Raw genomic sequence first — 16378 nt, forward strand, 5'->3', positions numbered from 1 at the left:
ATGGCGAATACTCCATACAATGAGCAAAAAAAGGTAGAGGAAAAGAAGTTTATTGAAATTTTAGGAGACACGGTTTCTGGAAATCAATTAATTATTTCAATTATTTTAAGCGTTGCTGCAAGCTTTTTAGGCTATCAGTTTGGCCAGTGGGTTTTTCCGAAGTTTGCAGACCCTCAAATGATTAACTCTTATTCACTGTTAACAGGAATCACGGGAATTCTGATTGTTGTTGCTATTAATACGATTCTTTTTAAACCAAAGCGTATTTTAGTAGAAGATGAAGCATCTAGTCATTCTTTAAAGGAAGCATTTGAGGATTTACAAATTGATATAGACGAGGAAATACGTTTAATCGAGGAAGATCCAGTGACAAAAAAAGAGCTTGAGGATTTTGGTATTCTTTCTAGCTTACAAGGCTTGAAAGGAGCGGATAAAAAATGAGTATTTATTTAATAGCTCTTTTATTTGCACTTCTTGGTGCAGCTATCTTTACTATAATTGGACTTATTTCGGGTACAGATGAAACAGCAATTATGGTACCAATTACATTGTTAGTTATTTTGCTAGGAGCGCCTCCTGAAGGAGTATTCGCCTTTTTCATGGCGGGGGTGTTAGCAAAGCACTTAACACATGCTGTACCAACTGCGTTATTAGGTATTCCTGGTGATACAACAGCTGTACCGTTAATCGACCATGCCAATACATTACGCCGTTTAGGGATGCCGCACGTCGCACTACGTAAAATGATTTCCGGCGGCGTCATCGGTGCATTTATCGCCCTACCAACAGCTGTGCTTTTAGGTCAGTTTTTAGGTCAATTTGCCGATTTCTTTAAATCCTCATCAGGCATTATTTTTACACTTGCCGCTATTTTAATCGCATTCTTTTCAAAGGGAAAATGGGCAAGTATTTTAATTATTATTCCATTTGCATTTTTCATAAAAGCTTTAGATAGCGTTAGCTTTGCGATGCTTGATAAACATTTAAGTATCACATTCTTTTTAGGAATTGCGATTGGACCGATGTTTTGTAATATTTTAATGGCGGCTTCTTCTGTTGCTAAAAATGATCTAGCTCGCAGTAAGCCAAATCAATATAATCTTGCTCCCGAAACGAAATCATGGAAAGGCTATTTCCCGAATCCATTTAAAATTTTATCGAAAAGGCAGACCATTTTTACGAGCATTACAACGTTTCTTTCCTCCCTTACATTTGTTTTTAGTCCTGTAGGGATGACGTCATTGATGGGAGAAATTGTAGGCTCTCGTACAAAAGGTGCCTATAAAAAATCAACAACGAGTCTTACTGTCATGAATGGTGTAACGGAATCGACTTATATTGCTGAAGCGATTATTCCATTAATTGCATTCGGTATTCCGTTAAGCCCAGTAGCACTTGGACCAGCGTCACCTTTATTTAATGCACCACCAATTTTTACAGTAGATCCAGTAAACAACTTACACACATTAATGTCTTCTTGGGACTTTTTTATTTTTGGGTTAATTGGTATAAGTGTAGCTGCTTTAATTGCCTATCCATTTGCGATGAATTATGCACGTAAAGCATCTGTATTAGTATTGAAATATATTAGCCAGGAAGCAATCGTAGCAATGTTCATCGGATTAGCATTTTTGCTTGCCTATAACGAGGCACAATTGCTAGGAGTAGTGTTAACATTTACAGTGGCAACTGTTGGTGGTTTATTAAATCGTATTTTAGGTGTAGGGGCCGGTGTGCAATTCATGGTATTCTACGCATCAAGCTGGATTATGCTACAGCTGTTCGGCATTTAATTAAAGGAAGTGTATCTTGATGAACTTACCAAAAGCAGTGGAGATTAGAGAAGTAGGTCCGCGTGACGGCTTACAAAATGAGAAAATTTTTATTCCAACTGATTTGAAGGTGCAATGGATTAACTTAATAAGTGAAACAGGTGTCCGCCATATCGAAGTATCCTCTTTTGTTAGTCCCAAGTGGATACCGGCTTTAGCCGATCATCATGAAGTATTCGAGCAAATCACACGTCATGAAAACATAACGTATACAGCTCTTGTGCCTAATTTGAAAGGGATAGAAGGAGCCATCCAACAAAAGGTTGATGAAATTGCGTTATTTATTTCTGCTTCTGAGGAGCATAATCAAAGTAATGTAAACGCTTCAATTAATCAATCTTTGCAGAACTTAAAAGCCGTAGCCGAAGTAGCAAATCGTGAAGGTATATCGTTAAGAGGTTATATTTCAACTGTATTTGGCAGTCCGTTTGGTGATGAAGTAAAGCTTCAAACAGTGAAGGAAATCATTGATGCCTATCTAGCAATGGGCGTTTCTGAAATTTCACTCGGCGATACAATTGGGGTAGCGGATCCTGTACAAGTAAAGGCTATTTTATCAGAGTTACTCACTCAATACGATAGTGATTTGTTTGCCCTTCATTTTCATGATACGTATGGCCGTGCTTTAGCAAATATATTTGCAGCACTTGAGCTGGGCATTACAAAATACGACAGTGCTATTGGAGGTTTAGGAGGGTGCCCCTATGCTCCTGGTGCAAGCGGCAATGTGTCAACGAATGATTTAGTGAATTTCCTGCACCGTTTAGGCGTGCAAACGAATATTGATGAAGGAAAATTGTTTACCGCCACACGATTTTTACAGCAGGCAATAAATAGACAGCTTGATAGTAAAGTTTATAAAGTGCAAAGTAATTAAGAAATAGGATATGGGGTGGGACCTTCTCCCCTATAGATAGAGTCAAAATCAGAACTGCACACTAATTGTTAGACACACTCTACCAATTGGTGATGCAGTTTTTTCTACCGTGGAAAAATTGGAAGCTGTTAAATCAATCGTTCGTTAGGATAATAAAATCAAATATGAAGGCGTAGAAGCATAATTGAACCAATTTACACTACCTTTGAATTCTATGAAGGAACCTATTAAACATGGTCAATATACTTCAAACACTTGGCAAGCAGCTGGGTACGATTGGTTACTTGAAATTTTCTGTAGAGGTTTTGAAGATGTTTTTTGATGGTGTTTTCGCTGACAAATAATTGCTGGGCGATTTCTCCATTTTTTAAACCTTTGAAAACAAAATTCAACACGTCCCGTTCTCGTTCTGTCATTTCAAATAAGATAGAGGGCTGTGAATAGTGATGTAGGGAGTACATGTTTTCGATATTTCTTTTCAAATATACTAGCTTTAACATATCTTTTTCATTAAATAGCTTCTCGCCCAATTTTCTTAAAAAGCCGATAACTGCTACGGGTTTATTGTTTACCTTTAAATACATGGCCATTTCATCTTCATAGCGATTTTCTTTTAAAAAGACTTCTTTATAGTGTGTTTGTTTTTGTGGGCACATAATTTCATTCTTGGTCATTAGGTGAATAGAATGCTGTGAATTTATATTTTGAGGGTGTAATGGATCAAGGTGTTTATAGCTTTGTAAGTAATCATTAATCGTATGACCTTCTATATTAAAAAGCACTGGGGCACTTAATTCGTTATTTGATAGTTCCCAAAAAAGCATATGGTGATAGTCGAGATGCTGACTTAACGTTTGCAACAGTTCTCTTTTAAAGCCTTCATTACTTTGTTTAACATTCATATTTGAAATATGATAGCTAGCTTTAAGAATGTTTTCTACATCATTTTCGTAAAACATGAAAACACCTCGTTTCTCTCTTATGCTTTTATATTCTACTTTGAGGAGAATTATCCTTTCGGGTAATGTTAAATACTTAGAATATTCAGTACATTATAGTTGTAAGATTACTACTATACGAGGTGATGATATGAATTTACAAGAGTATGCATCATATGATGGCTTGGGGTTAGCCGATCTAGTTAAATCAAAGGAAGTAACACCACAGGAGCTAAAAAAGCTAGCGTTAGAAGGGATAAAGAAAGTAAACCCATCTATTAATGCGGTAGTTAGTGTGTTAGAAGAGCAGGCTGATAAAGCCATTGAGAAGGTTGATGAAAACGCTCCGTTTGCAGGTGTTCCGTTTTTAATTAAAGAGCTTGTGTTACATGCAGAGGGTGTCCCGCATAGTATGGGGAGTCGTATAGGGGAAAATACAGTTATGCCTGTTGATAGTGAATTAATGGCGCGCTTTAGAAAGGCTGGTTTGATTTTAGCAGGTACTACGACTACACCTGAGTTTGGCTATAATGCAGCTACTGAAGCAGTTATTTATGGTGCAACGCGTAATCCGTGGAATTTACAGCATAGTCCAGGTGGTTCAAGTGGTGGGTCGGCAGCAGCTGTTGCGAGTGGTATTGTACCAATTGCCCATGCGAATGATGGTGGTGGTTCTATTCGTATTCCCGCTTCCTGTAGTGGGTTAGTTGGATTAAAGCCTACACGAGGAAGAGTTCCAGCTGGTCCATTCAATAGCGAGCCTTTAAATGGTATTGCAATCGAGTTCGCTGTGACTCGTACAATTCGCGATACAGCAGTGCTACTGGATCAAGTAGCGGGTCCTGATTTAGGAAGCTACTCCAAATTAGAAGTAACACATGCACCATATGGACAGCTAATCCATGAAAAAGTACGCCCTTTAAAAATTGCATGGACAACTGAAACAAACTCTGGAGCATTTGTAGATCCTGAATGCATAGAGGCTGTTCATAAAACAGTTCAAGTGTTAAAGGACCTAGGACACGAAGTAGTTGAGGCTCGTCCGAAATATGAGCAAGCGTCATTTACAAAGGCGACGGTTGCTATTTGGACAGCGAATATTTATCAAATGATTCAAGGTGCTGCAGCGGGGACGGGTAAAGCAGTTTCTCCCGAAAATATTGAAGCAGCCATTTGGAAATGCTATGAATATGGTGGACAGTTAAAGGCAGCTGATTTATTAGAAGCTATTCATACTAATGCAGTTGTTTCACGTCAAGTAGCGGGCTTCTTTGAAGACTACGACATCTTATTGAGCCCAACAATCGGTACATTGCCTGCTAAAATTGGTGAATTAAATGCCAATAATCCTAGCATTTCAGCTGTTGAATGGACGGAGCAAATTTTTACGTATGCGCCATTTACAAACTTATTCAATGCTACTGGTCAGCCTTCCTTATCATTGCCTTTAGCCGAAAGTAAATCTGGCCTACCAATCGGTCTACAATTTACAAGTAAATTTGCAGATGAACTGACGCTATTACAGCTAGGTAGACAACTAGAGGAAGCAATGCCTTGGAAAGATCGTAAACCGGCAGTACATGTCAGTGAACAGCCTCAGCCCGCCGTATAAGATAGGGATAAACGCACCTAGTATCGATTAGGTGCGTTTTATTCTTGAAAAGCAGGTCTTCCCTACAATCAAAATTACATATATATAAAATAAAAGCTAATAGGAGTAGTGATTATTGGGCAAACAACATCATAGGTACAGGTGGATTGTGTTTGTTGCTGTATTGTTTACCTATTTGTTAATGGCAAGTCAACGAACTGCTCCAGGGTTAATTACAGACCAATTGATGAGGGATTTTAGTGTAACAGCCTCCACTATCGGGCTATTAACGAGTATCCAATTTTTTGTGTATACAAGTTTGCAGATTCCTATGGGGATTTTAGCGGATCGCTTTGGACCGAATTTTTTTCTCATCTTTGGTGCTACACTTACAGGATTAGGAACAATTCTTTACAGCTTAGGTACACATGAGTTTGTGCTGTTTTTTTCTAGAATGTTAACAGGGGTAGGGGACGCGACCATATGGGTGAATATGGTGCTTATTTTGGCACAATGGTTTCATAAAAAGGAGTTTGTTCGCTTAATCGGCTTTGCAGGTATGACAGGGAGTTTAGGTTTCTTGTTAGCGACAGTTCCTTTTGCTACATTGATTCTTTTATTTGGTTGGCGTATCACATTTTTTTCAACGGGCTTATTATTATTGTTATGTGGTGGGCTTCTTTATTTTGTGCTTGTGAAAAATACCAAACGTATCATTCCAGAGAAACCAGCAGTGATCACTGAGGAAGTACCTCGTGAAAAAACTTCTATATTAATAAGAAGAATATTTTCAAGTAGGCAAGCATGGGCCTTATTTTTTTGTCATTTTGGAGTTGTTGGAGGCTATGTTGGTTTTATTAGTTCGTGGGCAGTACCGTACGGCATCGACATGTATGAGATGACACGTTCAGAGGCTAGTCAGCTAATTATGATTGGCCTAATCGGGGCGCTGATAGGAGCTCCTTTAATGAGTTGGGTTGCCGGCTGGCTAGGAACAATTAAAAGGCCTTATATTGCTATTCAAATTACGGTTTTATTAAGTTGGTTTTCCTTTCTTATAGTAAAAGGGTATCCGTCATTTTGGGGGCTCATCGTACTGTTCTTTATTATTGGCTTTGGCTATGGCGCCAGTGCCTTAACCTTTGCGGCTGTTCGTCAAACGTTCCCTATTACTGAATCTGGTATCGTTTCTGGTTTTGCGAATACAGGGGGCTTTCTAAGTGCAGCATTGCTACCAATTATTTTTGGTTATATTTTAGATTATTTTCAAGCAGCCACAGGCAATGTAAGTGATGGATATTACTATGGCTTCGTTTCGCCAGTCCTATTCTCCGTGATCGGCTTGATGGGCGTACTGTTATTAAAAGAAAAGCGAGAGAGAGCGCAGATTGACAATGGCTAGTGGATTCTATGAGATATAAGTCTGATTAGGGGTATTGAACTCTTATTCAATATCCCTGTACTATAGCTTTTTTCCTCTTACTCACGCTAAAATCTGTTAAAACTATGAAATGATATTACTTTTATGATAGATTTTACCTGGTTAGGCATCACCATACATGCTACACTGGTTAGGAATCTTAAAATTCAGAATTAAAAGGGAGAAAACTAGGAAATGAATCGATTGAAACAAGTTATATCTATACTAAGTATGGCAGTATTGATTCTGGCAACAGGAATTGTCGTTACGCCAACGCCTGTCAATGCACAAGAGGAAGATAAAGATATACATATTACACTCCTCGCTACGTCAGATATTCATGGCCGCTCTATGCCTTGGGATTATGCGGTGGATGGACCAAATCTCACAGGAAGTTTAACGCAGTTATATACTATTATTAAAGATATTCGTCATGAAAATCCGAATACTATCTTATTGGAAAATGGAGATTTAATACAGGATAATTCTGCAGAATTATTCAATGATCAGCCACAATCCCCAATGATGGTCGCAGTCAATGAAATGGGCTATGAAGCTTGGACATATGGTAATCATGAGTTCAATTTTGGTTTGGATGTCTTAGATAAAGTTTCTAGCCAATTTAATGGAGCAAGACTTGCTGGGAACGTTTATAAAGAAAATGGAGAACGTTATTTACCCGCTTATACAATTATTGAGCGTGAAGGTGTTAAGATCGGCGTTATTGGCATGGTAACACCGTTAATTACAGAGTATGAGAAGGGCACAAATCATTTAGATGGATTAGTGATCAAAAACCCAATAGAAGAGACTAAAAAGGTCGTTAAGGAATTAGAAGGTAAAGTAGATGTTATGATTGGCCTGATGCATATGGGGCTAGAAAATGAAAATGGTGTTCCTGGGACAGGCGTAAAGGAAATGGCTAATGCTATTCCAGAGCTTGCAGCTATTTTTGCAGGGCATAATCATGTTCTAATTAATAAAGAAGATGTGAACGGCGTTTTTATAACTGAGCCAAATAAATATGGCACACATATTTCACGTATTGATTTAACATTTACTCGCCAAGGCGAACAATTAGAGCTAAAAGAAAAAGATGCTTCGACTATTCCAGTAAAGAAAGAAGATGGAACATTCGTTGAATCTGATAAAGAACTAGAAGAAACGTTGAAGCCATACCATGAGTTTGCACGTAAAGATGCTAATATCGAAGTAGCACAACTTAAAGGAACAAATCTTGTCCCTAAAAATGAAATTAAAGGCATACCAACTGTACACATTCAAGAAACACCTTTATCAGACTTTTTCCATGAGGTCATGCTACATTATAGTAAGGCAGATGTAGTAGCGCATCAAATTGATAATGATAAAGCTTCATTGGATGTAGGCCCTATTAAGAAAAAGGATATCGCCTATAATTATCAATTTGCTGGTGGAGAAGTATCTGTTTATGAAGTGACGGGCAAAGATTTAAAAGATTATATGGAATGGGCAGTTGGCTATTTTAATAGCACACGAGATGGAGATGTGACGATTAGTTTTGATAAAACTCGTCGTTCCTCTAAATATAGTACGAATGATTATTTCGGAAATGTAAAATATGACATCGATTTAACGGAGCAGCCAGGTAACAGAATCAAAAATCTACGCAAATTAGACGGTACGCCAATTAAGATGGAAGACAATTTAAAGCTTGGTATGAACTCTTATCGAATGGATTTTCTTGTATCAAAAGGTCAAGCACTTGAAGGGCGTAAGTTCAATATGATCTGGTCCTCTAAAGAAGAAAGTGCCTATGGAGAAACAGGAGGTACTATCCGTAATCTAGCCATTCGATATTTAAAAGAAGAGATGAACGGTGTGTATGAGCCAGTGATCCAAAATAATTGGAAAATCATTGGAGTTGATACGAAATCGCCCGCTCGTGCTGCTGTTGTTGAATTAATCAATAAAGACATTTTAGCTATCCCTACAACAGAAGATGGAAAATATACAAATATCGCATCTATTAATGTAAAAGATGTGATTACAAAAGAAGAAATAAAAGAGCTAGCAACAAAATCAAATGTTGATGAAAGCCAATTTGCTGGGGTTAAAACGACAGGCGAATTTTATCAGAAGTTGGTAAAAGCAATGAATAATCCTAAGGCTGAACAAGAACAAGATAAGCCGGGAGAAAAGCCTGTGAATCCAAGTAAGCCAGCTCCAGACAAATCAAAGCCTGTTGTTACTCAACCAGAAACACCTAAAGGCATTGTTACGGCCTATCACTTAAATGTACGTTCAAAGCCATCAAACTCAGGAAAAGTAATTGGAACAATTTCAAAGAATACTGAAATTGCCATTTTAGGTGAAGTGCAAGGCTGGTATAAAATAGCTTATCAAGATAAAACGGGCTATGTTTATAGCAAATATGTAAAGATTAAAAAATAAGCAGTAGTAAAAGGCTGAAGGAACCACTATTCCTTCAGCTTTTTTTAATTCAACACTTTGAAAAGCTTACAGGTACGGAATCGCGATGAAAATACTTTTTAACGTAGTTCAAGTAATCTCTTACCCCGTATAAACACTCTCACAAGTTCCTGGTGCGGGCTCGTAGAAACAATGGTTCTTAAATTGACCAGTAAACGGTTGGCCGTACCATGTTGGGGGACATGGAGCATATGGATTGAAGTACCAGAGTGCGTATTTTGCTGGATGGTCTCGCCAGTAGTCTAGGTTCTGTTTCGCCAATCTTTTTTCAGATTCTCTTGCTCTTTGGTAAAACATATTACCTTTTTGAACGGCTTCAAACGAAAAGTTTCCTCCTTGTACCTGGTAAATCACTTGCTCGATGGTTCTGACATCGTTGAAATCTAAACATGTTGCTACTGCACGATTTACAATGACATTGCCAACGTATAACATGCCTTGTTTTCCTTCACCCTCAGCCTCAGCTCTCATCATCCTAGCCATTAAAGCAACGTCTGCATCGCGATATTTTACTCTTGGCATTTTTACACCTCCACCTTATAGTATGAAAAAGAACTAGGCTAGTTTCACTTTATCTGTAAAATCATTTGTTTGGCATACTGACAAAATATAAAAACACGCTATCTAAGCTGAGGGCTAAACAGCAAGATGGCGTGTTTCAATTTAAAAATTTCTTTTGAAATAGGGTGTTTTTTTTAGCACTACACAAACAGGGATGGCAATAATTAAACCAACGATGTTTTGAATGACGTCTCCTGGAATGGATGCCAATGGTGCAACCCAGCTATTAAACATAATGGCCTGCCCAATATAGTACACAGCAATCATCACAGGCATTGATACTACTGCACCTAAAATGTTGAATCCAATATTGTCGCCTTTATGACCTTTTGACCAAGCAATTTTACCAACGATGAAGCCCTGTAATGCACGAGAAATAATAGTAGTAGGTGCCCAAATTAACCAGCCCCCTACGATATCGAATAAGCCCATTCCAATTGCTCCAGCAAGAGCTCCTTTTTTAGGCCCAAATAAAATGGCAGAAATAAAAAGCATAGATGTCCCTAAGTGAATAAGCCCACCTTGACCAAACGGTAGCTTTAGATTGATAAACATTGTAGCAACGAAAACAAGTGCTGCTAAAATCGCTGTAATAACTAAATCAAATGTTTTGGTGCGTGATTTTGTATAGGATGATGGCCTTTGTATATTTTGCATTTGTCTCTTCCTCACTATGATGAATATTTTGATGATTTTTACTTTAACAAAGGACTGACTGTTGTGAAAGTGTCAATTTTATAAAAAAAATAGGGGTCAGATTGAGGTTATTTTCGCATTCTTCTAATTATGATACGATGAGATGAGTATAAGCAGGATTAGTAAGGTGGAATGTATGATGAAAAAAGTTGCTGTCATTCAGGATATGTCTTCCTTTGGGAAATGCTCATTAACAGCTGCGATGCCAGTGCTATCTGTGATGGGTGTGCAAGCTGTGCCGCTACCAACAGCTATTTTAACGGCGCAAACTGGGTATTCGACCTTTTATTGTGAAGATTTAACGTCAAAGATGGATTTCTTCGTAGACGAATGGAGCAAGCTAGGGGCTACCTTTGACGGTATTCACACGGGCTTTGTCACAGGAAAGGAGCAAATAGATAATATCTTTCGATTTTTAGATGTGTTTCACTCCGATAAGACGACATTGCTTGTTGATCCAGTAATGGGCGATCATGGCGAAGTCTATAAAATGTTTACAGGAGAATTACTTGATCGGATGAAAGAAATAGTGAAGTGTGCGGACATTATTACCCCTAATGTTACGGAATGCTGCTTGCTTACGGGCTTGCCATATGAAAAGCTACTGAGCTATCAAAATGATTTAGACTATATTCATGCCCTAGAAGAAGCAGGTCAACATCTACAGCAGGAAACTGGAGCCAATGTCATTATTACTGGCTTGAATCCACCAGTAGCAGATGCGGACAAGCGTTATGTTGGGAATATGTATGTCGATGCGAAGCGGTCTTTTCATAGTATTCGCAACTACAACGGTCAAAGCTATTCAGGCACAGGGGATCTATTCGCATCCATCATAATGGGTGGCATGATGCGTGGGCAAGATTTAGTGGAGTCCATGAAGCTAGCGGAGACATTTTTAGCCGCTGCCATTGAAGCAACATCGAAGGAGCAAGTTCCACCCGAGGCAGGCGTGCATTTTGAACAGTTTTTACGAATGCTCCTTTAGTGATTGTAGTCATTTGATCGTACATTAATGACATCGGAATAGTAGTGTATCTTTTGTATAATAAAGGCATAGAGAAAGTGGAAGTTGGTGTATTATGAAGAATCGTAGTCAGATAAAGCAAGACCGTGCTCATGAAACACGCAAGACATTAATTGAGGCGGGGAAAAAGGTTTTTTTTGAACTGGGCTTTCAGAAAGCAACAATGAAGCAAATTATTAAAGAAGCTGGTGTAGGCCATGGCACAGCATACGTTTATTTTTCTAATAAGGATGCCCTGTTAATAGAAATAATAGATTCGCTTCTTGAAAAAATGTACAGTATTGCGAAGCTAAGTTTTGTTCCAAAATCAAAGGAAGAGGCGAGGGAGCAAATTACATATCAGGTAAAAGCGTTCAATAAACAAGGTATTGAAAATGAGAAATTGATGAGGCTAGTGCAAGAGGCGATTGGTGTGTCAGAGGAAATTCGTCACAAATGGTCTCTTGTCCAGCAACATTTTATTGATCATATTGAGAAGGATATTTTATATGTACAACATAATAATATTGCCTTACCTCATTTAAATGCTAAAGATGTAGCGCATATGTGGTATCACATAAATGAGAACTTCCTTTGGCGTTGCTTGCAAGATAAAAATGTTTCGATCGAGGAAAACGTAGAATTAATTGTACACTTTTATATTAAAGGCCTCTATACAGATTAACCTCCCTTGTTGGAGGTTTTTCTGTTTAATGTGATGAAAATTAGATTTTAAACTTAAAAATTCTTCTTTTAAAAATATTGACACTGTGTCACTTTTTGATAAGATGAGTATAAGATGGTTAATAGATTGCAATGCTACCATCATTTCAAAAGTGAGGTGTTTATAATGGAATTTAATCCTACAAGAGAATACGCAGCTTTTTTAGACAAAAATGATGATTTAAAAGAATTTAGAGAACAGTTTTATCTTCAACCAGGCACAATTTATTTTGATGGGAATTCATTAGGACTGTTATCAAAGAGAGCAGAGGCTAGCTTGTTGAAGCTTTTGGATTCTTGGAAGCAGCATGGCATTGATGGATGGACACAAGGGGAGCATCCTTGGTTCTTTTTATCAGAGCAGGTAGGTGCTCAGCTTTCAAAGATCGTAGGTGCGAAACCAGAGGAAGTCATTGCAACTGGCTCTACTACTGTTAACTTGCATCAAATGATTGCAACGTTTTATAAGCCAACAGGCAAGAAAACAAAAATTGTTATTGACGAATTAAACTTTCCAACAGATTTATATGCTGTACAAAGCCAGCTAGGTTTACACTACGAAAATATCGAGGAGCATATTCAATATATACGTAGTCAGGACGGGCACTATTATACGCATGAGGATATTGTTGCAGCAATGACAGAAGATGTAGCTTTGATTGTACTACCTGGCGTGTTATATAGAAGCGGTCAAATTCTAGATATGAAAGCGTTAACAAAAGAGGCGCATCAACGTGGTATTTTAATAGGCTTTGATCTTTGCCACTCAGTTGGTTCTGTAGAGCATTCCCTTCATGATTGGGATGTAGACTTTGCCTTCTGGTGTAACTATAAACATCTAAATGGAGGACCTGGTGCAGTTGCTGGGTTGTTTGTACATGAGAAGCATTTTGGTACAAAGCCTGGATTGGCAGGCTGGTTCAGTTCCGATAAAGCGAAGCAATTTGATATGGAAACAAGCCTTATACAAGCCCAAAATGTAAGTGCCTACCAAATGGGGACACCACATTTATTAAGCCTAGCACCACTACTAGGTGCACTGGAACTTTTTAATGAAGCAGGAATTACACGCATTCGTGAGAAATCCATGCAGCTAACAGAGTATTTTATTCAACTATACAATTATTATTTAGGTGATTACGACTTTGCATTAAATTGCCCAGTGAACAATGACTTGCGCGGTGGTCATGTCTATCTTACACATTCAGATTCAGCTCGTATTTGTAAGGCATTGAAGGCGAAGGGAGTTGTTCCTGATTTTAGAGCACCAAATGGCATTCGTATTGCACCTGTGGCACTGTACAACTCATTTGAGGAAGTTTATGAAGTTGTGCAAATTTTAAAGACCATTATGGATGAAAAGTTGTATGAGCAATTCAAAAACGAACGTGAAATCGTAGCATAACAAAAAAGGTGGGAATTAGATGATTATTGGTGTACCTAAGGAAATAAAAGTAATGGAGAATCGTGTCGCGTTAACGCCTGCAAGTGCTAGTGTTTTAATTGCTGAGGGACATACAGTGCTAATTGAATCGAACGCAGGTCTTGGTTCAAATTTTACAGATAAGCAATATATGGAGTCCGGTGCAACAATTGTTCCAACAGCGAAGGATGCATGGGCTGCAGAAATGGTCATGAAAGTAAAAGAACCGATCGCTTCGGAATACGATTATTTTTACAAGGGGCAAATATTATTTACTTACTTACATCTAGCAGCCGATGAAGCATTAACGAAGGCGTTATTAGAAAAGGGAGTGGTGGCCATTGCCTATGAAACGGTCCAACTTGCAGATGGTAGCCTGCCGCTACTTGCTCCAATGTCAGAAGTTGCTGGACGAATGGCTGCGCAAATCGGTGCACATTATTTAGAAAAAACAAATGGCGGTAAAGGCATATTACTAAGTGGCGTGCCAGGTGTAGCAAAGGGCAATGTAACCATTATAGGTGGTGGAGTTGTAGGCTATAGTGCAGCAAAAATTGCTGTAGGGTTAGGTGCAAACGTAACCATTCTAGATGTTAATCCGGCACGCCTACGCCAGCTTGAAGAGATTTTCGGTGATAGTATTCAAACGTTAATATCGAATAGCTTTAATATTGCAGAACAACTCAAAACAGCTGACTTGGTTATTGGTGCAGTACTTATTCCTGGTGCTAAAGCGCCACGACTCGTCACGGAGGACATGGTTAAGGATATGCAGCCAGCCTCTGTTATCGTAGACGTAGCTATTGACCAAGGTGGAATTGTGGAAACAGCAGACCATGTGACAACACACGATCATCCAACATACGAAAAGCATGGTGTTGTGCATTATGCAGTAGGTAATATGCCAGGTGCGGTGCCAAAAACATCGTCCATGGCTTTAACAAATGTGACATTGCCGTATGCGCTACAAATTGCAGCAAATGGTTATAAGGAAGCACTATTACAAAACGAAGCATTACGAAAAGGCTTGAATGTTTATCAAGGTAAGATTGCGATGAGTAAGGTTGCTGAAGCATTACATCTACCATATGAAAGTGCAGAGGACCTTCTAAAAGGTCAGCTTGTATTATAGCACTCTAAAAGTGAAGGATTTAATAATATTAAACAGCCTGAGTTCGGTAGTTAGGGACTCAGGCTTTTAATGAGGAATAAATTCAGAAAAATACCTCCAAGATGGCAGCTTATCCCTATCTGTCTTGGAGGTATCTTATCTATGTCGACGGTAAAGCAACTGTGTTAAATGATATGTTCTTCCTCAAGCTCATTTTTAATGACGCGATTCCTCGCTTCATTTACTTTTTTCCAAACAAAATAACAGATGGAAATGAAGAGTAGCCATGGGAAACCAACAAGTAATGTTGCCTTAAAGTCAGGAGAAAACCATGTTGATAATACAACTGAAGCTAATAAAACGGCACCTAGGATTGTTAAATAAGGATAACCAATCATACGTACTGGCAGTTTTTCTCCATCTTTTGCCTTGTATTTTTTACGGAAAAATAAATGGGTGATAAAAATCATAAACCATGCAAACATTGCACCAAAGCTTGATATTGAAATCATAAGCGATAAAGCTGATTCTGGCTTAAAAATAGAGAATACTGTCGCAATGACAATACCGATAATAGATGCAAACAATGCCTTCGTGGGTACTTGTCTTTTGTTGAGCTCACCTAATTTCTTTGGCGCAAAGCCACCTCTTGAAAGTGAGAACATCATGCGAGTTGAAATGTAAAGCTGGCTATTCATAGCCGAAAGCGCCGCAATTAGGACAACAAAGTTCATGACGGATGCCGCACCAGGAATATTCAAAATCTCCATTACTTTAACGAATGGACTTTTGTCTGCACCAGCCATTCCCCAAGGAACAATCATGAGCATCAGGATAAGCGTGACAATATAGAATAAAATTAGACGTATTACTGCTGATTTTAATGCTATTGGGACAGCTTTCCTTGGATCCTCAGCCTCCCCAGCACTTACTGCAATCATTTCAATACTTAAGTAACTAAATAATGAGATAAAAATCCCCATCCACATACCCCAGAAGCCATGTGGGAAAAAGCCTCCATCATTAAAATAGTTTTGTATACCAATGTTGGAGGAGCTATCTGCTCCAAAAATAACAACCGTAGCTAAAATAATAAAGCCGACAATCGCGACGATTTTAACAACCGAGAACCAATATTCTACAGCACCGAATAATTTTACTGTGGTAGCGTTTACATAAAGCAGTATAGCAGCAAACAATATAATCCACACAGCATTTGGTACACTTGGGAACCAGTAGCGCATATAAAGTGCAACCGCTGTGACCTCTGTACCAATTGAGCAAATTAATGCAAACCAATAAGAATATCGAATAGCAAAGCCGGACCATGAATTTACATATTTTTCAGCATAAGCACCGAATGAACCAGTTGTAGGATGTGCAACCGTCATTTCAGCAAGACAACCCATTAATAATAGTGCGATCAAAGCTCCTACAGCGTAACTAAGAATAACACTTGGACCAGCGAGACCAATTGCTAAACTACTGCCAAGAAATAACCCAGTTCCAATCGCACCTCCTATGGCAATCATCGTGATTTGCTTCGTTTTTAACCCCTTATTTAAACCTTTCTCACGCTCCATAATGTCTTCCATACTGTGATTGTTTTTAACCATTTTTTCAGCCCCTTTGTGTAGATAATACCTTTCATAGATCAACTTCTTTCTGTCATTGCTATAAATCTTGTGAATATAAGCATATACTAATTTAAAAATGACACTGTGTCAA

The 16378-nt window shown here is 38.4% G+C and carries 14 protein-coding genes; 10 read left to right on the top strand and 4 right to left on the bottom strand.

From position 1 onward, the window contains the following. From SJW71_RS05145 to SJW71_RS05155, 3 genes are read left to right on the top strand one after another with little or no spacing between them, the layout of a single operon-like run. Positions 1-441: a hypothetical protein gene (locus SJW71_RS05145; RefSeq protein ID WP_274794332.1), complete on the top strand. Its 441-nt coding sequence runs from the start codon at positions 1-3 to the stop codon at positions 439-441. Beyond that, on the top strand, positions 438-1793 hold the full coding sequence (locus SJW71_RS05150) for a tripartite tricarboxylate transporter permease (protein WP_016995237.1): 1356 nt from the start codon (positions 438-440) through the stop codon (positions 1791-1793). The genes SJW71_RS05145 and SJW71_RS05150 overlap by 4 nt, the downstream gene beginning before the upstream one ends. 19 nt (positions 1794-1812) lie before the next feature. Next, positions 1813-2709, top strand: coding sequence for a hydroxymethylglutaryl-CoA lyase (locus SJW71_RS05155; protein ID WP_431811830.1), 897 nt, complete (start codon positions 1813-1815; stop codon positions 2707-2709). Between the two features lie 227 nt (positions 2710-2936). Here the strand turns inward: SJW71_RS05155 and SJW71_RS05160 are convergent, their stop codons facing one another. Next, the gene (locus tag SJW71_RS05160) at positions 2937-3668 is read right to left on the bottom strand and encodes a response regulator transcription factor (protein WP_431811831.1); all 732 of its coding nucleotides are present in this window, start codon (positions 3666-3668) and stop codon (positions 2937-2939) included. 130 nt (positions 3669-3798) lie between these two features. Here SJW71_RS05160 and SJW71_RS05165 point away from each other — a divergent pair, with 130 nt between their 5' ends. From SJW71_RS05165 to SJW71_RS05175, 3 genes are all read left to right on the top strand, one after another. Further along, positions 3799-5259: an amidase gene (locus SJW71_RS05165; protein WP_431811832.1), complete on the top strand. Its 1461-nt coding sequence runs from the start codon at positions 3799-3801 to the stop codon at positions 5257-5259. A 115-nt stretch (positions 5260-5374) separates the two neighbouring features. Beyond that, entirely contained in the window at positions 5375-6640 is a 1266-nt protein-coding gene (locus SJW71_RS05170) for an MFS transporter (RefSeq protein ID WP_431811833.1), read from the top strand. A 213-nt stretch (positions 6641-6853) separates the two neighbouring features. Beyond that, positions 6854-9091: a 5'-nucleotidase C-terminal domain-containing protein gene (locus SJW71_RS05175; RefSeq protein WP_431811834.1), complete on the top strand. Its 2238-nt coding sequence runs from the start codon at positions 6854-6856 to the stop codon at positions 9089-9091. 120 nt (positions 9092-9211) lie between these two features. On the opposite strand, the gene SJW71_RS05180 is transcribed toward SJW71_RS05175, so the two are convergent. Then, the gene (locus tag SJW71_RS05180; RefSeq protein WP_274794326.1) at positions 9212-9652 is read right to left on the bottom strand and encodes a cell wall hydrolase; all 441 of its coding nucleotides are present in this window, start codon (positions 9650-9652) and stop codon (positions 9212-9214) included. 141 nt (positions 9653-9793) lie between these two features. After that, positions 9794-10348 (bottom strand): ECF transporter S component, encoded by a 555-nt coding sequence (locus tag SJW71_RS05185; protein WP_274794325.1) that lies wholly within the window; start codon positions 10346-10348, stop codon positions 9794-9796. A gap of 178 nt (positions 10349-10526) precedes the next feature. Between SJW71_RS05185 and SJW71_RS05190 the strand changes: the two genes are divergently transcribed. The 4 genes from SJW71_RS05190 (at position 10527) to ald (ending at position 14671) form a co-directional block, all read left to right on the top strand. Continuing rightward, positions 10527-11375, top strand: coding sequence for a pyridoxamine kinase (locus SJW71_RS05190; protein WP_322605874.1), 849 nt, complete (start codon positions 10527-10529; stop codon positions 11373-11375). 94 nt (positions 11376-11469) lie between these two features. Then, complete coding sequence (locus SJW71_RS05195) at positions 11470-12078, top strand: TetR/AcrR family transcriptional regulator (protein ID WP_322605875.1); 609 nt, start codon at positions 11470-11472, stop codon at positions 12076-12078. A gap of 156 nt (positions 12079-12234) precedes the next feature. After that, positions 12235-13521 carry a kynureninase gene (kynU, locus tag SJW71_RS05200; RefSeq protein ID WP_322605914.1) on the top strand — a complete coding sequence of 429 codons (1287 nt, stop codon included), beginning with the start codon at positions 12235-12237 and terminating at the stop codon, positions 13519-13521. Positions 13522-13540: 19 nt separating this feature from the next. Then, on the top strand, positions 13541-14671 hold the full coding sequence (ald, locus tag SJW71_RS05205) for an alanine dehydrogenase (RefSeq protein WP_431811835.1): 1131 nt from the start codon (positions 13541-13543) through the stop codon (positions 14669-14671). A 164-nt stretch (positions 14672-14835) separates the two neighbouring features. On the opposite strand, the gene SJW71_RS05210 is transcribed toward ald, so the two are convergent. Beyond that, positions 14836-16266: an amino acid permease gene (locus SJW71_RS05210; protein ID WP_274794322.1), complete on the bottom strand. Its 1431-nt coding sequence runs from the start codon at positions 16264-16266 to the stop codon at positions 14836-14838. Between the last annotated feature and the right edge of the window lie 112 nt (positions 16267-16378).

It is taken from the genome of Lysinibacillus sp. FW12, assembly GCF_050817245.1.
Taxonomy (GTDB): domain Bacteria; phylum Bacillota; class Bacilli; order Bacillales_A; family Planococcaceae; genus Lysinibacillus; species Lysinibacillus irui.